Source organism: Faecalibacterium sp. OM04-11BH (assembly GCF_003482185.1).
GTDB lineage: Bacteria > Bacillota > Clostridia > Oscillospirales > Ruminococcaceae > Faecalibacterium > Faecalibacterium tardum.
On sequence record NZ_QULS01000018.1, the window covers coordinates 22,924 to 42,408 of the forward strand.

At 55.3% G+C, this 19,485-nt stretch carries 20 protein-coding genes and 1 other annotated feature; of the genes, 5 read left to right on the forward strand and 15 right to left on the reverse strand.

Going from position 1 to position 19,485, the window contains the following annotated elements:
* The first annotated feature begins 2 nt into the window (after nt 1–2).
* Nucleotides 3–737, forward strand: a complete 735-nt coding sequence (locus DXB44_RS12785) for an ABC transporter permease (protein ID WP_118658965.1) — start codon at nt 3–5, stop codon at nt 735–737.
* Nucleotides 738–874: 137 nt separating this feature from the next.
* Here DXB44_RS12785 and atpC read toward each other — a convergent pair whose 3' ends face one another.
* The 8 genes from atpC to DXB44_RS12830 form a co-directional block, all read right to left on the reverse strand.
* Complete coding sequence (gene atpC / locus DXB44_RS12790; RefSeq protein ID WP_005922235.1) at nt 875–1,282, reverse strand: ATP synthase F1 subunit epsilon; 408 nt, start codon at nt 1,280–1,282, stop codon at nt 875–877.
* Complete coding sequence (gene atpD / locus DXB44_RS12795; protein ID WP_005922238.1) at nt 1,282–2,694, reverse strand: F0F1 ATP synthase subunit beta; 1,413 nt, start codon at nt 2,692–2,694, stop codon at nt 1,282–1,284. The genes atpC and atpD overlap by 1 nt, the downstream gene beginning before the upstream one ends.
* Before the next feature lie 176 nt (nt 2,695–2,870).
* Nucleotides 2,871–3,749, reverse strand: a complete 879-nt coding sequence (gene atpG / locus DXB44_RS12800) for an ATP synthase F1 subunit gamma (RefSeq protein ID WP_015538222.1) — start codon at nt 3,747–3,749, stop codon at nt 2,871–2,873.
* A complete protein-coding gene (gene atpA / locus DXB44_RS12805) occupies nt 3,736–5,490 on the reverse strand; it encodes a F0F1 ATP synthase subunit alpha (RefSeq protein ID WP_005922243.1) in 1,755 nt (584 codons plus the stop codon). Before atpA ends, atpG begins: the two co-directional genes overlap by 14 nt.
* A complete protein-coding gene (locus tag DXB44_RS12810; RefSeq protein ID WP_005922244.1) occupies nt 5,480–5,971 on the reverse strand; it encodes an ATP synthase F0 subunit B in 492 nt (163 codons plus the stop codon). Before DXB44_RS12810 ends, atpA begins: the two co-directional genes overlap by 11 nt.
* 15 nt (nt 5,972–5,986) lie before the next feature.
* Entirely contained in the window at nt 5,987–6,214 is a 228-nt protein-coding gene (atpE, locus tag DXB44_RS12815) for an ATP synthase F0 subunit C (protein WP_005922245.1), read from the reverse strand.
* 40 nt (nt 6,215–6,254) lie between these two features.
* The gene (locus tag DXB44_RS12820) at nt 6,255–6,938 is read right to left on the reverse strand and encodes a F0F1 ATP synthase subunit A (RefSeq protein WP_015538221.1); all 684 of its coding nucleotides are present in this window, start codon (nt 6,936–6,938) and stop codon (nt 6,255–6,257) included.
* A 557-nt stretch (nt 6,939–7,495) separates the two neighbouring features.
* Nucleotides 7,496–7,960 carry a DUF2798 domain-containing protein gene (locus DXB44_RS12830; RefSeq protein ID WP_097783753.1) on the reverse strand — a complete coding sequence of 155 codons (465 nt, stop codon included), beginning with the start codon at nt 7,958–7,960 and terminating at the stop codon, nt 7,496–7,498.
* A 1,071-nt stretch (nt 7,961–9,031) separates the two neighbouring features.
* Here DXB44_RS12830 and DXB44_RS12835 point away from each other — a divergent pair.
* The 4 genes from DXB44_RS12835 to DXB44_RS12850 all read left to right on the forward strand — a co-directional run bounded on the left by DXB44_RS12835 (nt 9,032) and on the right by DXB44_RS12850 (nt 10,294).
* The gene (locus DXB44_RS12835) at nt 9,032–9,349 is read left to right on the forward strand and encodes a hypothetical protein (RefSeq protein WP_118658966.1); all 318 of its coding nucleotides are present in this window, start codon (nt 9,032–9,034) and stop codon (nt 9,347–9,349) included.
* Between the two features lie 25 nt (nt 9,350–9,374).
* On the forward strand, nt 9,375–9,686 hold the full coding sequence (locus DXB44_RS12840; protein WP_118658967.1) for an SdpI family protein: 312 nt from the start codon (nt 9,375–9,377) through the stop codon (nt 9,684–9,686).
* Between the two features lie 9 nt (nt 9,687–9,695).
* Nucleotides 9,696–9,917, forward strand: coding sequence for a hypothetical protein (locus tag DXB44_RS12845; protein WP_118658968.1), 222 nt, complete (start codon nt 9,696–9,698; stop codon nt 9,915–9,917).
* Between the two features lie 74 nt (nt 9,918–9,991).
* A complete protein-coding gene (locus DXB44_RS12850) occupies nt 9,992–10,294 on the forward strand; it encodes a Dabb family protein (protein WP_117554078.1) in 303 nt (100 codons plus the stop codon).
* 111 nt (nt 10,295–10,405) lie between these two features.
* Here the strand turns inward: DXB44_RS12850 and DXB44_RS12855 are convergent, their stop codons facing one another.
* The 7 genes from DXB44_RS12855 to DXB44_RS14835 all read right to left on the reverse strand — a co-directional run bounded on the left by DXB44_RS12855 (nt 10,406) and on the right by DXB44_RS14835 (nt 19,363).
* Nucleotides 10,406–10,639 carry a hypothetical protein gene (locus DXB44_RS12855; protein ID WP_005922262.1) on the reverse strand — a complete coding sequence of 78 codons (234 nt, stop codon included), beginning with the start codon at nt 10,637–10,639 and terminating at the stop codon, nt 10,406–10,408.
* A gap of 90 nt (nt 10,640–10,729) precedes the next feature.
* Entirely contained in the window at nt 10,730–11,545 is an 816-nt protein-coding gene (locus DXB44_RS12860) for a TatD family hydrolase (protein WP_118658969.1), read from the reverse strand.
* On the reverse strand, nt 11,542–12,501 hold the full coding sequence (locus DXB44_RS12865) for a DMT family transporter (protein WP_118658970.1): 960 nt from the start codon (nt 12,499–12,501) through the stop codon (nt 11,542–11,544). The genes DXB44_RS12860 and DXB44_RS12865 overlap by 4 nt, the downstream gene beginning before the upstream one ends.
* A 12-nt stretch (nt 12,502–12,513) precedes the next feature.
* Entirely contained in the window at nt 12,514–14,511 is a 1,998-nt protein-coding gene (gene metG, locus DXB44_RS12870) for a methionine--tRNA ligase (protein WP_118658971.1), read from the reverse strand.
* A gap of 67 nt (nt 14,512–14,578) precedes the next feature.
* Nucleotides 14,579–14,818, reverse strand: a binding site (T-box leader).
* 136 nt (nt 14,819–14,954) lie between these two features.
* Nucleotides 14,955–16,340 (reverse strand): phosphoglucosamine mutase, encoded by a 1,386-nt coding sequence (gene glmM, locus DXB44_RS12875; protein ID WP_118658972.1) that lies wholly within the window; start codon nt 16,338–16,340, stop codon nt 14,955–14,957.
* 1,018 nt (nt 16,341–17,358) lie between these two features.
* Complete coding sequence (locus DXB44_RS12880) at nt 17,359–18,534, reverse strand: hypothetical protein (RefSeq protein ID WP_118658973.1); 1,176 nt, start codon at nt 18,532–18,534, stop codon at nt 17,359–17,361.
* Nucleotides 18,535–18,649: 115 nt separating this feature from the next.
* Entirely contained in the window at nt 18,650–19,363 is a 714-nt protein-coding gene (locus tag DXB44_RS14835) for a hypothetical protein (protein ID WP_243111160.1), read from the reverse strand.
* Nucleotides 19,364–19,485: the final 122 nt, after the last annotated feature.

The window sequence follows — 19,485 nt, forward strand, 5'->3', positions numbered from 1 at the left end:
CCATGATGAAACGCTGTATTCTTGCGGAGAACCGCAAACTCCACGCATCCCCCATCTGGGCAATGTTCTTTGTGCTGCCCATTCTTTCGGCCACCTACGGTACTTTCAATTATCTGCAAAATCTTGAGATCCTCACCGACGGCTGGTATAGCCTGTGGACCCAGCACACCCTGTTTTATTCCATGCTCTTCTTCCCTGCCATGGTAGCCACCTATGCTGCCTACTTGTGGCGGCTGGAACATCTGGGGCACAACTGGAACCTGATCATGGCAAGCCCCGTACCGCCGCTGGACCTGTTTGCCGCAAAGTTTGCTGTGGTGACAAAGCTGGCGCTTCTGACCCACGGTTTTGTGTTTGCGCTGTTCGTGTTCTGTGGCAAGGTATTTGCCCACCTGCCCGGGCTGCCGCCGGTCACCTTACCTCTGTTTTTACTGCGGGGACTGCTGGGTGCGTTGGCTGTCATTGCCGCACAGCTGGTGCTGGCCATGGTCATCCGCAGCTTTGCCGTGCCCATTTTTCTGGGGCTGCTGGGCGGCATTACCGGCATCTTTATCAGTTCCAAGGGTCATGGGCTGTTGTGGCCCTATTCCCTGATGCAACTCGGAATGAACTCCAACAAAAGTGCGGATGCTCTGGCGGGCAGCTACGGGCTGTTTGCCTTCAGCTGCATCTTCTGGCTGGGGACGATGTTCCTTCTGGCATGGCTGCTTTTACGCCGGGAGGATGTGCGGGCGTAAGGCACAGCAGCGCACATGACGATTCCCAAAAAATGACCCTGTGGCACAATTTTCGCATCGTTGACAGACAGAAAAAACCTCCCTATGCAGTTTTCCTGCACGGGGAGGTTTTGTTATATGGGAATAGGGATGCTGCCTTAGCGCTTATACTTTGCGGCGGTCTGCAAACGCTGCATGGCACGATCCAGCGCGATCTTGCTCTGGTAATATTCGTGCATGCTCTGCTTATGCTGCAAGCGTTCCTCGGCGCGGATGCGGGCGGCCTCGGCACGGTTCTTGTCGATGTCCTCCGGGTTCTCGGCGCTGTCCACCAGCACCATCACATAGGCGGGGGTCACCTCGGCAATGCCATCGCCCACCAGCACATCCCGGGCCTTGCCGTCCACCACAAAGTGGAGGATGCCCATGTGCAGCGCCACCAGCACCGGGTTATGCCCGGCCTGTACGCCGTAGATGCCATCGCTGATGGGCAGGGTCAGATCCTCGCAGTCACCCTGATAGAACTCGCCGCTGGACGCTGTGATGCTCAGCATGAACTTGTTCATCAGACGGCACCGCCCTTTTCCTCAGCCAGCTTCTTTTCTGCCTTTTCGCGCGCTTCTTCCAGCGTACCTACGTTGAAGAATGCCCACTCCGGCAGATCGTCAGCCTTGCCGTCCACGATGGCGGCAAAGCTGCGCACGGTGTCCTTCAGGGGCACATACTTACCCTTGAGGCCGGTAAAGTTCTCGGCCACGGCAAAGGGCTGGGACAGGAACTTCTGCAGCTTGCGGGCGCGCATGACGGTCAGCTTGTCGTTCTCGTCCAGCTCGTCCATGCCCAGAATGGCAATGATGTCCTGCAGCTCCTGATAGCGCTGCAAAATGGACTGCACCTTGCGGGCTACGCGGTAGTGCTCCTCGCCCACGATGTCCGCTTCCAGAATACGGGAAGTGGAAGCCAGCGGGTCCACAGCCGGATAGATGCCCTGCTCCACGATCTTACGGGACAGCACGGTGGTGGCGTCCAGATGGGCAAAGGTAGTGGCAGGAGCGGGGTCGGTCAGGTCATCGGCAGGCACATAGACGGCCTGCACCGAGGTGATGGAACCGTCCTTGGTGGAGGTGATGCGCTCCTGCAGAGCGCCCAGCTCGTTGGCCAGCGTGGGCTGGTAGCCCACGGCAGAGGGCATACGGCCCATCAGAGCGGAGACCTCACTGCCGGCCTGCACGAAACGGAAGATGTTATCAATGAACAGCAGCACGTCCTTGTGAGTCTCCTCACGGAAGTACTCTGCCATGGTCAAGCCGGTCTCGGCCACGCGCATACGGGCTCCCGGGGGCTCGTTCATCTGGCCAAAGACCAGTGCGGTCTTGTCCAGCACGCCGGAGGCGTTCATTTCGCCCCACAGGTCGCAGCCCTCGCGGGAGCGCTCGCCTACGCCGGTGAAGATGGAGTAGCCGCCGTGCTCGGTGGCCACGTTATGGATCAGCTCCTGGATCAGCACGGTCTTGCCCACGCCGGCGCCGCCGAACAGGCCGATCTTGCCGCCCTTGGCGTAAGGAGCCAGCAGGTCGATGACCTTGATGCCGGTCTCCAGAATCTCAGTTGCGGGCTTCTGCTCTGCAAAGCCGGGTGCCTTGCGGTGGATGGGCCAGTGCGGCAGCTCGTCCACAGCGCCCTTGCCGTCAATGGGGCGGCCCAGCGGGTCGAACATACGGCCCAGTGTGCCCTCGCCCACAGGGGCGGTCAGGCCGTGGCCGGTAGCTTCCACCGGCATACCCTTGCCCAGACCCTCGCTGGCAGAAAGCATGATGCAGCGCACCGTGGTCTCGTTGACGTGCTGCGTCACCTCCATGGTGCGCTCGGTGCCCTCTGCGGTCACGGTAAGCGCCTCCTGCAGGGCAGGCAGCCTGCCGGCGGTGAACTGCACATCCACCACGGGGCCTGCTACGCGAATAATAGTTCCCTGTATCATTTGGATTGCCTCTTGTCAAATCTTGTTTGTCCAACGAACCCTCTCAGTCATCGCTGCGCGATGCCAGCTCCCCCAAAGGGGGAGCTTTTATTCTGCGTCACTGTCAGCGCCCTGAAACCTCCCCCCTTCGGGGGAGGTGGCACGCCGTCAGGCGTGACGGAGAGGGTTTTCCTTTATTATGTCCGATCCTGCACGGCAGCTGCGCCGCCGATGATCTCGGTGATCTCCTGCGTGATGGAGCCCTGACGGGTGCGGTTGTATTCCAGCTGCAAGTCCCGGATCATATCATTGGCGCTCTTGGTAGCAGAATCCATGGCGGTCATGCGGGCGCTCTGCTCGGCGCAGAAGCTCTCGGTCATGGCACCAAAGATCATGCCGTGCATATAGATAGGTGCGATCTGCTCGAACACCGTCCATGCGTCCGGCACCAGTTCCACCTCACCCTTGGGGTCGCCCAGACCCTTGGGAGCAGGCTGCAAAAACCGCCGGTCCAGCGGCAGCAGACGCTCCATGACAGGCTCGCTGGTAAGGGCGTTCTGGATCTTGGTGTAGACGATGTAGATCTCGTCCAGCTTGCCGGACTTGAAATCATCAATAGCGTCCACCGTGATGTCGCGGGCACGCTGCAACGTGGGTGCGGTTGCGCTGTAACGGAACTCCTCCACAAGGCGGGGGTCCCGGTGGCGCAGGGCGCGGTAGCCCACCTGACCGATGACATAAAAGCGGTCGTTGGGGTCTGCGTGCTCCCGCAAAAACTTGAGCAGGTTCTGGTTATAAGCACCTGCCATGCCCTTATCGGCAGTAAGCACCAGATACGCCCGCCGGGGGTTTTCCAGATTCCGCTCGTGGAAGAAGGGGTGCTCCGGCTCCTCCGGCAGATGCGGCACAACACGGGAGATGGTGTCCCGCATACGGTTGAAGTAGGGGGACACATTCTGGTAGTTCTGCCGTGCCTTGCGCAGCTTGGACGAAGAGATCAGGTACATGGCATTGGTGATCTTCATGGTATCCTGAATACTCTCGATGCGCTCCTTCAGCAGCTTACTGGACGACATGGTCATTGCCTCCCGCATAAGCTTTCCAAGCGTTCAGGATGGCATCCACCCGGTCGGGCTCCAGCTTGCCGTCAGCATCGATCTTCTGCATGGTACCGGAGACGTCTGCACGGAACTGCCGCACAAAGGCAGCGGTCTTTTCCCGCTGCTCTGCGGTGGGCAGGGTGTCCAGCAGGCCGTGGGAGGCCAGCACCAGAATGACCACCTGCTCTGCATCGGATTTAGGCTGGCACAGCGGCTGCTTGAGCATTTCCATCAGTGCCTTGCCGTGCTCCAGCTGACGGCGGGTCTCGGCGTCCAGATCGGAGCTGAACTGTGCAAAGGATTCCATCTCCTTATACTGTGCCAACTCGATACGCAGGTTTGCGTTGGCCTTTTTCATGGCCTTGGTCTGGGCAGCGCCGCCCACACGGGACACCGACAGACCCACGTTGACAGCCGGACGGTTGCCGGCGTTGAACAGGGCGCTCTCCAAGAAGATCTGACCGTCGGTGATGGAGATGACGTTGGTGGGGATGTAGGCCGAAACATCGCCGGCCTGCGTCTCTACGATGGGCAGTGCGGTGATAGAGCCGCCGCCCAGATCATCCCGCATACGGCAGGAGCGCTCCAGCAGACGGGAGTGCAGATAGAACACATCGCCGGGGTAGGCTTCACGGCCCGGGGAGCGGCGCAGCAGCAGCGAGATGGCACGGTAGGCCACCGCGTGCTTGGACAGATCATCGTAAACGATGAGCACGCTCTTGCCCTTGGCCATGAAGTACTCGGCCAGTGCAGTGCCCGCATAGGGAGCGATGTACTGCAGCGGGGCAGAATCCGACGCGGTAGCTGCCACGATGGTGGTATAGCTCATAGCGCCGTGCTTTTTCAGATCCTCGGCCACGCGGGCGATGGAGGAAGCCTTCTGACCGATGGCAACATAGATGCACAGCACATCCTTGTCCTTCTGGTTCAGGATGGCGTCGGTGGCAATGGAGGTCTTGCCGGTCTGGCGGTCGCCGATGATCAGCTCACGCTGACCGCGGCCGATGGGGAACATGGAGTCGATGGCCAGAATACCGGTGTGCAGCGGGGTGTCCACGCTCTGGCGCTCCAGAATACTGGGTGCCTGCTTCTCAATGGGGTTGTAACCCTCAGCCTCGATGGGGCCTTTGCCGTCGATGGGCTCGCCCAGCGGGCTGATAACACGACCCAGAAAAGCATCGCCCACCGGGATACCGGCGCGCTTGCCACTGCGGGTGACCATAGTGCCCACACCAACGGTCTCGGCACCATCGAACAGCATAACGCCCAGCTGCTCGGGCTCCACGCTTTCCACCATGCCCTTGGCACCGTTTTCAAAGGTGACGATCTCGCCGTACACAGCGCGGTTCATGCCATCAATGTGCACGATGCCATCGGCAGAGGAGATGACCACACCGCCCTCTGCGGAGGTCTCGGCGGGCTTGTAGTCCTCGATGCGGGTCTTGAGGGTAGCCAGTGAAGGCTTGCCCTCCATCATTTTATCCAGCTGATGACGGCCGGAATTGTCGAACACGCGGTCGCCCACCTGCAGGACATAGCCGGAAAGCAGGCTCTCGTCCACGGTGATGTTCAGGATGACTTCCGTGGCGTCATACAGCTTTTTGATCTCCGACTTGATGCGGTCCAGATCTTTTTCGCGGAGTTTATGGGCGCAGCGCAGGCTGGCCTTGACGATGCGGTTATCCGCAAAAAATTCACGACTGAATTCAGTTGCCATTGCCTGCACCTGCTTTCTGCAGCAGATCGTCCAGCAGCTGATCATCATCCTGGGCGGTCAAATTATGTTTCAAAAGCTTTTCGCACATGGAGCGTGCCAGTGCCGTAGCCTGTGCATCTGCTTCCCGCAGCTTGTTCTGGCGCTCGATCTCCACAGCAGCCTTACCGGCAGCCACGATCTCGTCGGCCTGCTTCTGTGCGTCGGCCAGCAGCTGCTGCTTTTCCACCTCGGCCTGCTTCTCGTAGGCTTCGCGGCGGGCTGCGGCTTCGTTGTCCACATTACGCAGCTTGTCCTGCGCGGTCGTAAGTGCTGCGGCGGCCTCGGTCTTGGAGGTCTGTGCCGCTGCAATATCTGCCTCGATCGTCTTCTGGCGCTGATCCAGCACGTTCTGGATGGGCTTGAACAAAAACTTGCGCAGCAGCACATACAGGATCAGGACATCCACCACGGTCCACAGCAGGTTCAAATCCAACTTCAGCATTCGTCCACGCCTCCGTTACTGGCCCAGGAACAGGATGATCAGCAGTGCAACGACGAAGCCGAAAATTGCGGTACCTTCTGCCAGAGCAGCACCCAGCAGCAGGTTCGTCTGGATCTTGCCGGAAGCCTCCGGCTGGCGGGAGATGGCCTCCGTTGCCTTACCCGTTGCAATACCAATGCCAATACCGCCGCCAATGCCGGTCAGCGCTGCAATGCCAGCGCCCAGAGCTACCAAACCACTCATAGTTCTATCTCCTTTGTAATTACAGTTTTAAATGTGTTGTTTATTCCTCGCCGCCGATGCTCTCTTTCATAAACAGTGCGGTCAGGAACACGAAAACATAGGTCTGGATCAGACCATCGAACAGGTCAAAATACAGGCTGAACACCGCCGGGACGAACACCGGCACCACCAGCTTGAGCAGTTCCATGATAACGAACGCGCCCAGCACGTTGCCGAACAGTCGCATACACAAACTGGTAGGGCGAATGGCGATCTCGAGGATGTTCATAGGGGTCATGATGGGGGTAGGGGCTGCAAGGCTCTTGAGAAAGCCCGCGCCGCCCCGGGCGCGAACGCCTGCATACTCGATAAGCACGATGCTCATCAGCGCCAGCGCAGCGGTCACATCCAGATCCTTTGTGGGGGGCTTTACGCCGAACACACCGATCACGTTGGAGCAGGCAATGTACAGCGCCACGGTCATCAGGTAGGGCACATAGCGGCTGCCCTCCTTGCCCAGCAACCCTTCAAAGAAGTTTTTGCCAAGGGAATACAGCGCTTCCAGTGCTGCCTGACGCTTGCTGATGTGATCCACCTTCAGGTTGCGGGTAAGCAGGATGGAGCCCACCACCAACAGCAGCATGATCACCCAGCTGATGACCACCGATTCCGGGATCTGCAGCGAGCCGACCTTGACATACTCCACGGTGAGCTCTTCCATCAGAGCCTGCGTCAATTTGTTCATTTGCTTTTCCTCCTTCCTGCAGGGATAGGGGTCTGCGGGCGGGAGCCGGATGTGTGGCAGATCCCCGGCCGAGGATCTGCCGCACGCCTTTGCTCCGCGCCCCTTCACACCTTCTTATCGCGCGAAGAAAAGACTGTGTACCGTGAAAAAAGCAAGGAAGGCGCTGCTTGAATGCTGTCTGCGCCCTCCCCTTTCTCTGTCGGTTTCGTCTTTTTTCGTTGTGTATAATAGTACGATTGCACAAAATTGGCAAGGGTATTTGTGCACATTCTACATTTTACCCGGTAGCATTGCACCGATAAAACAAAACTGTTGTACAGAGTGCACAGTTGAAGCATTCAAAAGTGTACACTCTGTACAATTCGTTTTGTTTTATCCAAGGCTTTGCAGGCGTATTCTGTCGGTTTTGGGAAATATTTCCGCAAAAATAGCCGTACCGTATAGCTTTTATATATCAGGTATATAAAAAACGTATAGGTATCTTCCCCGGTATGTTCCGGCAGCATCTTATGTATATTTCTTATACATATTTATTATAGAATCGCAGGCAAACCGCCTTACGCGGCCTGCTTTTCCCCGCGGCGGAACACCAGCCGGAAGATGGCACGGGCCAGCGGGCCGCAGTACAGCATCTGCCAGCACAGCGCCATGGGCATATTGCAGCCCCAAGTATGTACCCACATCCCAAAGCTCGGCTCTTTGAACAGCAGCGTTGCGACCAGGCTCATCACCGGGCACATGATGCACACGATCATCAGCGAGATGGCGTAGGTGATGAACTGCGGGCGGTCTGTGGGGCGCATAAACAGGAATGCCAGTTTAGTGGCCAGCTTTTCCACCACAAAAAATTCCAGCACGAAGGCCACCGGCACCATGATCGGCATTTCGTGCAGAGCCATAACAAAGGTGGCGTTGGTCACGCCGTTTGTGTTCAACGCCACATTGTAGACGATCATGCCATAGACCATGATAGCGGCCATGACAATGGTAAAGAAGATGCGTTCCGGTAAAGTTTTAGGCATTTTGATTGATTCTCCGTTTCTTTTTATGCAAATTTTCGCCGCAAAAAAAGCCGCCCCGCGAAACTTTCATCTCGCGGGGCGGCGGCGACTACCATTCATTGGCGCTATTGTAGCACAAATAGAACCGGCGCATAATACCTTGCGGGCACTTTCTCCCCTTTTGTGGAAAATCCTTCACGAACGACCCAGAACTTCTGGGCAATTTTTCCGCACCGCCGCAGGTTTTAACATTGCACAAAAACAAAATTTATTCTTTGTGCGGTATGCCAATAGACAAATCGTGCTTCTTCCTGTATAATTAAGCCAGAAACCAGAGAAGTACAGCAGAAGCTCAAAAGAGAGTTACTCCCGCTGACTTTAAGAAGAAAGGAGCGAAGACCGATGGTTGATATGGAACCCGCACAGCAGGGACAGGCTGTCGGGGTTCGCTGAGAAGCAAAATAGAGGCTCACCACAAACGGGATGTTTCCCCCGTATAAAAACACAAAAACAGAGCCGGTCTTGAGCATCAATAAAGCGATAACACGACAACCTGTCGATTCAATTCTTCCCCAGAGCGTTCAGATAGATCCGCTGGAGATGATTCTTATGAAAGTATCAATGATCCGGAGAACCTTATTTGAATAGCTGAAAAGGAGTTCTACCAATGTACTAAGTAAGACGTTTCCCTTGCAAATCTAACTCGAAAGAATGTGGTAATATGAAATTCATCCTCATGAACCGTTTGCCGCAGTCCAACAGTTGAGAAAAGGGTCAGTCCAATGTACAGTTGATTTTCATCCCCTTGCAAAGTACCTAAATTCTGAAGAAACGTTTCTAAGGAGAGTCACCCTATGAAACCCGTATTCCGAAAATGAGGTCACCAAGGAGAAGAGGCTTATGACTCCGAAGAAGTAAGTATCCAGCCGGACGAGGGCTTGCAACCGCCTCGTCCGGCTGGTTTTATTTTATGTTGTTTCAACAAATAGTTGATGCGCAATTTATGCAAAATTTACGCAGGAAGGTTGAATAGCGTCCTTGTGTTTTCGCCCCCCTATGTTATAATATGGTAAAAGATGGGAGGTGCATTTTATGCAGCTGGCGTTTGGCTGGTACAACATCCTTGAGCTTTTGTTCTGCCTTGTGGCGCTGTGGATGGGCATCCGCGACCTGCAGGGCAAAGACCCGCTGATCCACACCTTTTTCAACCAATATGACCGCGACCCGGAATACCGGGCCATGTGGCAGAAGAAAAACGGCGTGTGGGAGATCTTCAACGCAATGGTTCTTGCTTCTTCGCAGTTTCTGGGCAACTTCCCTACCCTGAGCAACGGGGTACGCACCATTACAGTCATCGTTGATGTGATCTACCTGATCCTGTATGAAGTCTGGGAGCACAGCGCGGATTGAGCCACCGGGAGGTAAGTACAAATATATGAACCTGAACCTTTCCACTTCAGACTGGCTGAACGCTGCACTGGGCGTGCTATTTTTATACCGCGGCATCCGGGATCTTTACAATGGCACCGGCACCGGTTGGAGCAGCGAGGATGAAAAGAAGCATTTCCACAAATTTTACGGCATTCTGTTGATTCTCTGTGGTGCGCTCTGGCTGGTCAACATTTTTCTGCCCAGAGTCGAGCCGCTGCACTCCATTTTGATGGTGGCGGCGCTTGTGTTCAGTGTTGCTCTGCTGATCTCACATTTGTGCTATACCCTGAGCAGGGACGACAAAAACAAAAAGTGAGGGGTTTCCATGGAAGTCATCTTATCGATCTTGGTCGCGCTTTTCGGCATCGGGTTCGGCATTTTTATGGCACTGCAACCGGAGAACGTCATTGCCTTGCGTTCCCGCAGGTGGTACACGCAGGTGCCAGAGCCTACGGAAGAGTATATCCGGCTGACCCGGCTGGAGGGCATCGTAGTTTCGGTGCTCTGTGCTGTGCTTTTGGTGGTACTGCTGTTCGCACCCAAATAAGACTTTGCAGCTTCCCTCTTGCGGATTCTTTCTCGCCCTGTTACAATGAGAAAAAACGCAGGAGGTTTTTTGTTATGGTCAAGCACGTTATTCTCTGGCAGCTGAAGGACGAGCTGTCCGCCGAGGAAAAATCCGCCGTCAAGGCTGGCATCAAAGAGGGTCTGGAAAGCCTTTCCGGCAAGATTCCGGGGCTTGTGGACATCCATGTCAACATTGATGCTCTCCCCTCCTCCAACGCCGACCTGATGCTGGATACCACCTTTGAGAGCGCCGAGGCGCTCAAGGGCTACTCCACCCACCCGGCGCATGTGGCAGTGGCAAACAGCAAGGTACGCCCCTACTACAAAAACCGCGTCTGTCTGGACTACGAGGTGTAATACGGCACATCTGCGGACGCTCTGGGATGCCATTTTATGAGATGGGCTTACGCAAAAAGGGTCATTGCACGGTTTGTGCAATGACCCTTTTACTATCAGGCGATGCTGAACTTACTGAACGAACTCCACGGTGTACTCAAAACCGTACTCTTCCTGCAGCTTCTTGACCTCGGGCTCGCAGTCCTCGATGAAGGTGGGAGCGTAAACAGAAGCGCCGTTGTGTGCCTTCTTGTAGTCCTCCACGATCTGCTGCAGCTTTGCCCAACCCTCGTTGGCCTTGTTCTGGTCGATGCTGTCGGGGAAGTTGATGATGAACTCGCGGTGTTTGGGAATACGTGCCTTCATAATAGTGATCTCCTTATTCTTATCGTTTTCAATAAATCAGCTTTTTATTCAGAAGCGGAGCGCTTTGCCCCGCGACCTGCGGAAAAACGGTTACAGCCCGAACACCCGGCGGGCGTTTGCGGCGGTGGTGCGGAACACCTCTTCCGGCTCCAATGCCTTGCGCCGGGCGATATACGCGCCCACATAGCGGATGAGAGAGCTGTCGCAGCGGGTGCCGCGCACCGGCTCCGGTGCCATGTAGGGGCAGTCGGTCTCCAGCACGATGGCATCCAGCGGCAGGGCTTCGATAGCCTTGGCTGCGCTCTTGGCACCGTTAAAGGTGCAGGCACCGCCAAACCCGATATATAGCCCCTGCGCCGCCAGCTGCACGGCATCCTCGGCGCTGCCGGAATAGCAGTGCACGATGCCCTTGGGGCGATACTTTTTGAGCAGCGCGTAGACGTCTGCGTGCGCCTGCCGGTCGTGCACGATGATAGGCTTGTCCAGTTCCAGCGCCAGCCGGATCTCGGCTTCAAACAGCGCCAGCTGGGCGTCCTTGGGCACTGGCCAGTGATAGTCCAGCCCGCACTCCCCTACCGCTACCACTTTAGGGTCGTTGTAGTAGGGCATCAGCGCCCGCATCTCGGCGGCCCAATCGCCGCCGTACACCGACACCGTGGGCGCAGGGCCTTCCTCGCCGCAGTCGGCAGCGGGCAACAGGCTTTCCGGGTGGATGCCAATAGCTGCCACCACCCACGGGTAGCGGTGCGCCAGCTCCAGCACCCGGGGCGCATCCCCGGAGTGGGTGGCCTGCTCGCACACACCTACCACACCCTTGTCGGGCAGGCTGTCCAGCAGTGCAATGCGGTCGGCGTCAAAGGCGCGGGAACTGTAATGGGCGTGGGTGTCAAAAATAGGTCCGGTCATACCTTCTCCTTTTTGGCGGGGGCTTTATTCACCAGCCAGATGCCCACGCACACGAACACCAGCGCCGCCAGATACTGCCAGCGGAACAGCGGCTCGCCGTTGAGCACGGCGCTCAGCAGCACATTGACCACCGGGTTGACGAAGCCAAAGATGGCGATGCGGCTGACCGGGTTGTTCTTCATCAGCAGCGCCCACAAGATATAGCCTGCGCCGCAGATGAAGGCCAGATACAGCATGACCACCGCAGCCAGTGCGCTTTGCACATGGAGACGGCCGCCCATGACAGTGCCCAGCACAAACAGTGCCAGCCCACCCACAAACAGGTTCAGGAAGCAGACAGCAAAGCTGTCGGCCTTTTTGGTGACCGACTTGTTCCACGGGCCGGACAGAGTGAAGATGACGGTCGCCGCCATCATGCAGAACACGCCCCAGCCGCTGCCGCTGCCGTGGTTGCCAAGGGTACCGATGAGCACGCCCGCAAAGCCCACCGCGCAGCCCAGCGTTTTTGCCGGGGTCATGCGGTCCGCATTGCCGTAGATAAAGTGGGCAAAGATGACGCCCAGAAAGCTCTGAGTGCTGTTCAGGATGCCGCCAAACGCGCCGGTGAGCATGGCCACAGCGATATAGTAGAACGCATACTGTGCCGTGGTCTGCCACAAGCCCAGCGCGCAGCACTCGGCTGCTACCCTGCCCCGGGGCAAGCGGGGTGCTTTTCCCTGCAGCAGAATGCTGCCCAGCAGCACCAGCACGCTGCCCAGCATGAACCGCACCCCTGCAAAACAGAAGATGGAGGCGGTGTTGCCGGAGTCGATGGAGAACAGGCGGTAGCCCAGCTTGATGAACGGAAAGGCCGAGCCCCACAGGACATTGCAGAAGATGGCCAGCAGCACGGCGCACACCGGCGTGCCGAAGATCTTATCCAACTTTGCCGCACGGACGGCTGTATTGTCAGACATGATACTCCTCACTTAGTGGATGCGGCTGCCCACGGGGGTATCGTCACCGTAGAAAGCAATGGAGCAGCCGCCGTCGGCGGTATCGGCAGCGAAGATCATACCCTCGCTGACGTACTTGCCCTTGAGCATGGGACGGGGTGCCAGATTGCACACGATGCCCAGCTTTTTGCCAATGAGATCCTCCGGCTTGAACCACTTGGCAATGCCGGACAGGATGCAGCGCTCCCGCTCGCCGTCAAAAACGGTGAGGTGCAGCAGCTTCTTGCTCTCCTTCAGGTTCTCGCAGGCGCGCACCTCGGCCACGCGCAGCTCCACCTTGCAGAAGGTGTCAAAGTCGATCTCTTCCTCATGGGTGAAGTCCACGGTGCTCTCCTCTGCGGGGGCGGCAGCCTTCTTCTCGGCTTCCTCCTTGGCCTTGTTGGCAGCAGCGGCAGCGGCCTTGCGCTTTTCGTCCTCTTCTTTCAGGTGGGCGATTTCCTTAGCCACGTCAATGCGGGGGAACAGTGCCTCGCCCTTATGCACGGTATAGGTCTGCTGTGCGCCGTAGGTGGTCTTGGTCAGATCCAATGCAGAAGCGTCCAGACCCAGCTGCTCCATCATCTTGGGAGCAGTGGTGGGCAGGTAGGCGTTCAGCAGGATGCCGCACACGCGCAGTGCCTCACACAGGTGGTACAGCACGCTCTCCAGACGCTGCTTGTTTGCTTCGTCCTTTGCCAGTGCCCAGGGTGCGGTCTCGTCGATATACTTGTTGGCGCGCTGGATGACCGCAAAGATCTCCATCAGTGCCTGCGGGATGGTCAGGTCATCCATATCGGCAGTGACCTTGGCGGTCAACTCGCTGACCATGGTCTCCAGCTCGGTGTCGATGGCCTCGGTACCGGCCACGTTATGCACAGTGCCGCCGAAGTACTTTTCGCACATGGCCACGGTGCGGCTGAGCAAGTTACCCAGATCGTTCGCCAGATCACTGTTGATGCGGTTGATCAGTGCCTCGTTGGTGAACATACCATCGTTGCCAAAGGGGATCTCGCGCAGCAGGAAGTAGCGGATGGCGTCCACGCCGTAGCGGTTGCACAGGATAACAGGGTCTACCACGTTGCCCACAGACTTGGACATCTTGCCGCCGTTCATCAGCAGCCAGCCGTGGCCGAACACCCGCTTGGGCAGCGGCAGATCCAGTGCCATCAGCATGGCAGGCCACAAGATGGTGTGGAAGCGCAGGATCTCCTTGCCCACCATGTGCAGATCGGCCGGCCAGAACTTATCGTAATCGTGATAGGTCTCGTTGCCATAGCCCAGTGCGGAGATATAGTTGCTCAGAGCATCGACCCAGACGTACATGGTGTGCTTGGGGTCGAAGGGCACGGGAATGCCCCACTTGACCGAGGTACGGGAAACGCAGGTGTCCTGCAGACCCTGCTTGATGAAGGCGATCATCTCGTTCTTGCGGCTCTCAGGCTGGATGAACTGGGGATTCTCCTCGTAGAGCTTCAGCAGGCGGTCGGCGTACTTGCTGGTCTTGAAGAAATAGGCCTCCTCGTGGGCATCGTAGACTTCGCGGCCGCAGTCCGGGCACTTGCCGTCCACCAACTGGCTGTCCGTCCAGAAGCTCTCGCAGGGCTTGCAGTAGTGGCCGATGTACTCGCCCTTGTAGATATCGCCCTGCTCGTACAGCTTGGTGAAAATCTTCTGGCAGCTTTCCATGTGGTAGTCATCGGTGGTGCGGATAAAGCGGTCGTAGCTGACGTCCAGCAGCTTCCACAGATCCTTGACAGTGGCCACGATCTTGTCCACATACTCCTTGGGGGTGACGCCTGCATCGGCAGCCTTATCCTGGATCTTCTGGCCGTGCTCATCGGTGCCGGTCAGGAACATGACGTCGTAGCCCTGCATCCGCTTGAAGCGGGCCAGCGCATCACATGCCACGGTGGTGTAGCTGTGGCCGATGTGCAGCTTATCGCTGGGGTAATAGATGGGGGTGGTGATATAAAATGTCTTGTGTTCGCTCATGGGGTTCTATCTTCCTTTCTTTTGGTTCTGCAAGCAAAAAGCGCTCCCGCCCTGCCGGGTATAACCGGACAAGGACGAGAGCGCTGAACCTTCGTGGTACCACCTTGCTTCGCTGCGCCCTTGCGGACGCAGCCTTTAGCCGGCAAAAACCGGCCTTTGCGCGGTAACGGGCGCACCCCGTCGCAGGCTCATTGTTCACCTGCGCGGCTCCAAGACCATCTTCGGCACCGCGCGGCCTGCCCGGTTCCATCCTTCGGGCTTTCTGTCAGGCGCAGACGGTGCGTACTCTTCTCTTCACAGCCAATTTGACACAATTTTCAGTGTTACCTTTATCATACGCAAAAAGTGCGGATTTGTCAACAAAAAGATGCAGGATCACGCCACACAGAGCATCTGCCGCCCGCATTTTGGTGCACGGGCAACATCTGCCGCAGTGTTCCGTCTCAGACGGCGTAACCCTTGCCCTTGATGACCTCCACCACCTGAGAAACGTACTTCTGGCAGGTATCGTGGTCGGGAGCTTCCACCATCACGCGGACTACCGGCTCGGTGCCGGACTCGCGCACCAGAATGCGGCCGGTATCGCCCAGTGCTTCTGCCACAGCCTTGACGGCCGCCTGCACCGCCGGGTCGTTCTGCGCGGCCTTTTTATCGGTCACGCGGACATTTTCCAGCACCTGCGGGTAGATCTTCAGCGGCTCGGCCAGCTTGCTCATGGGCATCTTCTTCGCCAGCATAACTTCCATCATCTTCAGGCTGGTCAGGATGCCGTCACCGGTGCTGGCGTACTTGCTGAAGATGATGTGGCCGCTCTGCTCGCCGCCGATCCGGCAGCTGTTCTTAGCCATGTATTCGTAGACGTACTTGTCGCCCACGGCGGTCTTTGCGTAGCCGATGCCCTGCTCGTCAAAGGCCTTGTACAGGCCAAAGTTGGACATGACCGTGGTGACCACGGTGTTGTTCATCAGCTCGCCGTGCTCCTTCATGTAGCAGCCGTAGATGTACAGGATGTGGTCACCGGTAATGACGTTGCCCTTCTCGTCCACGCACAGGCAGCGGTCAGCATCGCCATCAAAGGCAAAGCCAACGTCCAGACCGTTCTCTACCACGAACTTCTGCAAGCCCTCGATATGGGTAGAACCAGCATTATTGTTGATGTTCAGACCATTGGGCTTGTTGTTGATGACGTAGGTGTCAGCGCCCAGAGCGTCAAACACGGACTTAGCGATATTCCAGCTAGAGCCGTTGGCGCAGTCCAGACCGACCTTAATGCCCTTGAAGGAGTAGATACCCAGAGAGATCAGGTAGCCCATGTAGCGGTTGCGGCCTGCCACATAGTCCACGGTGCAGCCGATGTGCTCCCGGTGTGCAAAGGGCAGTTCCGGCCAGTCCTTGTCAAACACATGGAGTTTGCCGTCAAGGTAGTCCTCCACCAATAGCAGGGTCGCCTCGGGCATCTTCTCACCGTAGCAGTCGATGAGCTTGATGCCGTTATCATAGAACGGATTGTGGCTGGCAGAGATCATAATGCCGCAGTCGAAGTCATCCACACGGGCGATGTAGGCCACAGACGGGGTGGTGGTGACGTGCAGCAGGTAGGCGTCTGCGCCGGAAGCAGTCAGACCAGCCACCAGACTGTACTCGAACATATAGGAGCTGCGACGGGTGTCCTTGCCAATGACGATGCGGGCAGGCTCGTTGTTGCCGTTGCGCTCGCGCAGAGCGTTATAATACCAGCCCAGAAAACGGCCAACCTTGTAGGCATGGTCAGCGGTCAGATCAATGCCCGCTTCCCCACGGAAGCCATCGGTTCCAAAATACTTTCCCATTCTTGATTACCTCGTTTCCAAAAGCGAACTTTTTATAGTGTATATGCTTTTCCCTGTTGCCTGATGCTCCCTGCAAAGAGAAGCAATGTCGTCCGCATGGTACATCGGCTCCGGGACGCTGTAAGTTCAGTATAGCACAATTCTCAGAGCAAATCATCCTTTCTTTGGATTTTCTCCCTGCAAGCAGATAAAAAACACCCTTCCTCTCACGGAATCCCGCAAAAGAAAGGGTGTTGAACTCAATATCCTGTTGTCGCGCCGATCACAGCATATTCGTACCGGCAAAGCCGTTATCAGCCGTCATTCGGCACAGCACCTCAAGCACTTTTGAGCGTAGGAACGCAATTAGCAGTTCTCAGCGAAGTACTTAATGGTACGGACCATCTGAGAGGTGTAGGAGTTCTCGTTGTCGTACCAAGACACGACCTGAACCTGATAGGTGTCATCGTAGCTACGCTAAATTTTCACGATTTTTTTGTGATCGTTCATAATTTCGAAACAACAGTTACAGTACCACAGCATACCGTTGTCGTACCAAAACCGGCTTGTTCGTACCAAAATTATACCACGTTTCAACGTTGTTTTCAAGTTCTTTCGTAATTTTTTGTTTTGGGATTTTTTTGCATTTCCGCACTTTTTTGCGTATGGATTTTCATGTGATATCGTGCTCACTCTTCGGAGCGTCCGGGGCCCGGGGCTCCCGCCGGGGCGTTCGCCCTGCCCAGATGCACTCCTCAGGGTGGGTGTGATGAGGTGGATAATGATTTTGTTGGTGCATTGATGGACGGAATTGAGTGATGGGTTATTGCTAATTTTTGAAGAATAAATTTTGAAGCGATTGAAGGTGTCTTGATGTGCAGATTGCCTTAATCGTTTCTGATTTACGCTATTTAGTTGCTCAGCTTCTGCTCTTCCCTGCGCTTCTTTTACTATAATTTCACCGGAAGTGATTTTGAAAGCTGTGGTTGGAGAAGGGAGGCATTTGTTCGATATAGAACAACTTATGAAATTCCTTCATTCACTCCATCTCTGTTTCCAACGAGGCCGGGCTCAGCGATATCTTTATTTTCCCTGGCATCATTCGCCCCCACAGCACTCGGGCCATCATAGAATATACCTTCTTATAGTCAGGCCTTGATGTGTTCGGAAAACGCACAAATATCTCGCTATCCTCTGTCAGTTTCTCGATGTTATTCTGAAGTTTTTCTACCAAAACAGCAATTCCACTGTATGTTGCAAACAATTCACCTCTTTGTCCCGTTGGTATTTCGCCAATATCGATGAAGTAATATCGAAACTTGCCCTCAGGGTACTTCAGTTGAACTTCTCCTCTCATGTAGTATAAATCTGGTATCACAATTTCGCTCATCTGGTTTACATCAAAAACCTCATTCGGGAATATCATTTCAAAGCGGTTCAGTCCATTGGCATAGGTGCTTTTCAACACGATTTCCGGATAGTTCTCCATCACGTCCTGCAATGCCATTGCACCGCCATGGCATTCTTCACGCTGCTTCATCTCCTGAGGATCAAATTCCGTTCCATCGTCGAAAACAGCAATGGAGTTTTTTGTGATTTGTACGAAGCACTTCTGCGCTTTTCCGTGCTCCTTCGCATTAAATACGATTTCATAAATCAGGACCTTGATGGTATACCAACACGTTTTGTCCAGTTCTACTCCGATGTCGTCAAACAACGGCGGTAATTTTTGTAATTTCTCGCATTGGATCTTGCAGAAGTTTTCCTCCATGCACTCTGTCATCCATTCGTAGTTTCTATCGTTTAATTTGGCGATTTCAAAATTTGCCGAGAGTTTGTTGTAGAGCCATTGATATTTTGGTTTTGAGCACACTTCTACAAAAATAGCGTTCCATCGTTTTAGTTGCTCATTGCCGATTGAAACGTTTAATGTATCCGATAATACCTTAGCCTGGTTTCCAAAGTCCTCTGTATTGTTTATGTTATGCAGAAAGGAGTCCATGACGAGCTGCTCGTCATATTCAAGCTTCATACAGTCAGCAAATCGTTCAAATGTTTCTGATAGCACCCCATACAGTTGATTTTCAAGCGTATCATCACCCTTTTTTCCAAGAAGTTTCATTGCATCCCAAGAGGCACTCGCCCCACAACTAATGAGGTAGCTCTGAATGATGGGATCGTTCAGTAACGCCTTAATTATATAGAGAACTGTCATTACTATATCACCTATTACGTTTTAAGTTTTCTGGCAGCGAAGCCATTATTCTGACCCAGTATACCACATACCGCCAGCTGCGTCACCTTTCCAGAAGGAAATTTTCGCTTTTCAACTATTTTCCGTTCTCTGAATCTCCCCCAGCAACTCGCTTCCTGCGCCTTTCCTTCGCCATTTCTGGAATATCGATCAGTCCAAACCGATAGAACATTCCGTATATGTAGGTTATGCCCCGGATATCACCCAGCGCTTTCGGACGGTCTACCACTGCTCCGACCTCTTTTACATTGCCCAGCGCCAGCAACACCGAGCTCCACGCCAGACTTTTGCTGTTTTCCCGGCGGTCGATCCAGAGCTCCTTTGTGTATTCGCCGCTTCTGCCTTTTCGTATTTCATAAGAGAATGGCAGGCCGGAATAGGTTTTAAAACGCACTTTTTGATACATCAGGACAACTTCCCACAACTGTTCCTCTGTCGGCGTTGCTCGCAACTTTTTCGTTGCCCGATATCTCCGCTGCCGCTCTGCTCCTACACTGATCTTCTCTGTTGAGGTTGTGCCCGGAAAATACACGCCCTTTTTATATGGCAGGTACGAGGTGACGGAGGCTTTGGACAGCTTGAGCTCTGATGCGGTGGAGAGGACTGCATCCTTATAGCTTTGGGTTTCTATATATTTATAAAAGCAGTGCTTCACCCTCTCCGCTATATCCGACTCGTACACCCCGGCCGTGATGAGCAGTTTGCGAACCTTGATAGGGTTGAGGGACAGTGCGTCCGCGATGGCTTGCAGGCTCATTTTGTCCGTATAAAGGTCGGCAGCCGCTTTCATCTGCTGTGCTAGGTTCTTGGCTGCACTATACTCCGGTTTTGATGGTTTTCTCCCTCCGCCGGGCTTGCGCGCGCGTGTATCGCTTGAATGAAATACTCATTGCAGTCCATTGAACCTCATCT

Excerpts from the sequence above, each read along its gene's own strand:
- atpD (WP_005922238.1), bottom strand. The coding sequence starts at position 2,694 with ATGATACAGGGAACTATTATTCGCGTAGCAGGCCCCGTGGTGGATGTG.
- metG (WP_118658971.1), bottom strand. The coding sequence starts at position 14,511 with ATGAGCGAACACAAGACATTTTATATCACCACCCCCATCTATTACCCC.
- DXB44_RS12840 (WP_118658967.1), top strand. The coding sequence starts at position 9,375 with ATGAACCTGAACCTTTCCACTTCAGACTGGCTGAACGCTGCACTGGGC.
- DXB44_RS12845 (WP_118658968.1), top strand. The coding sequence starts at position 9,696 with ATGGAAGTCATCTTATCGATCTTGGTCGCGCTTTTCGGCATCGGGTTC.
- DXB44_RS12855 (WP_005922262.1), bottom strand. The coding sequence starts at position 10,639 with ATGAAGGCACGTATTCCCAAACACCGCGAGTTCATCATCAACTTCCCC.
- atpA (WP_005922243.1), bottom strand. The coding sequence starts at position 5,490 with ATGGCAACTGAATTCAGTCGTGAATTTTTTGCGGATAACCGCATCGTC.
- atpC (WP_005922235.1), bottom strand. The coding sequence starts at position 1,282 with ATGAACAAGTTCATGCTGAGCATCACAGCGTCCAGCGGCGAGTTCTAT.
- DXB44_RS12850 (WP_117554078.1), top strand. The coding sequence starts at position 9,992 with ATGGTCAAGCACGTTATTCTCTGGCAGCTGAAGGACGAGCTGTCCGCC.
- DXB44_RS12865 (WP_118658970.1), bottom strand. The coding sequence starts at position 12,501 with ATGTCTGACAATACAGCCGTCCGTGCGGCAAAGTTGGATAAGATCTTC.
- DXB44_RS12810 (WP_005922244.1), bottom strand. The coding sequence starts at position 5,971 with ATGCTGAAGTTGGATTTGAACCTGCTGTGGACCGTGGTGGATGTCCTG.
- DXB44_RS12835 (WP_118658966.1), top strand. The coding sequence starts at position 9,032 with ATGCAGCTGGCGTTTGGCTGGTACAACATCCTTGAGCTTTTGTTCTGC.
- DXB44_RS14835 (WP_243111160.1), bottom strand. The coding sequence starts at position 19,363 with ATGAAAGCGGCTGCCGACCTTTATACGGACAAAATGAGCCTGCAAGCC.
- DXB44_RS12860 (WP_118658969.1), bottom strand. The coding sequence starts at position 11,545 with ATGACCGGACCTATTTTTGACACCCACGCCCATTACAGTTCCCGCGCC.
- DXB44_RS12830 (WP_097783753.1), bottom strand. The coding sequence starts at position 7,960 with ATGCCTAAAACTTTACCGGAACGCATCTTCTTTACCATTGTCATGGCC.
- DXB44_RS12785 (WP_118658965.1), top strand. The coding sequence starts at position 3 with ATGATGAAACGCTGTATTCTTGCGGAGAACCGCAAACTCCACGCATCC.
- glmM (WP_118658972.1), bottom strand. The coding sequence starts at position 16,340 with ATGGGAAAGTATTTTGGAACCGATGGCTTCCGTGGGGAAGCGGGCATT.
- atpG (WP_015538222.1), bottom strand. The coding sequence starts at position 3,749 with ATGTCGTCCAGTAAGCTGCTGAAGGAGCGCATCGAGAGTATTCAGGAT.
- atpE (WP_005922245.1), bottom strand. The coding sequence starts at position 6,214 with ATGAGTGGTTTGGTAGCTCTGGGCGCTGGCATTGCAGCGCTGACCGGC.
- DXB44_RS12880 (WP_118658973.1), bottom strand. The coding sequence starts at position 18,534 with ATGACAGTTCTCTATATAATTAAGGCGTTACTGAACGATCCCATCATT.
- DXB44_RS12820 (WP_015538221.1), bottom strand. The coding sequence starts at position 6,938 with ATGAACAAATTGACGCAGGCTCTGATGGAAGAGCTCACCGTGGAGTAT.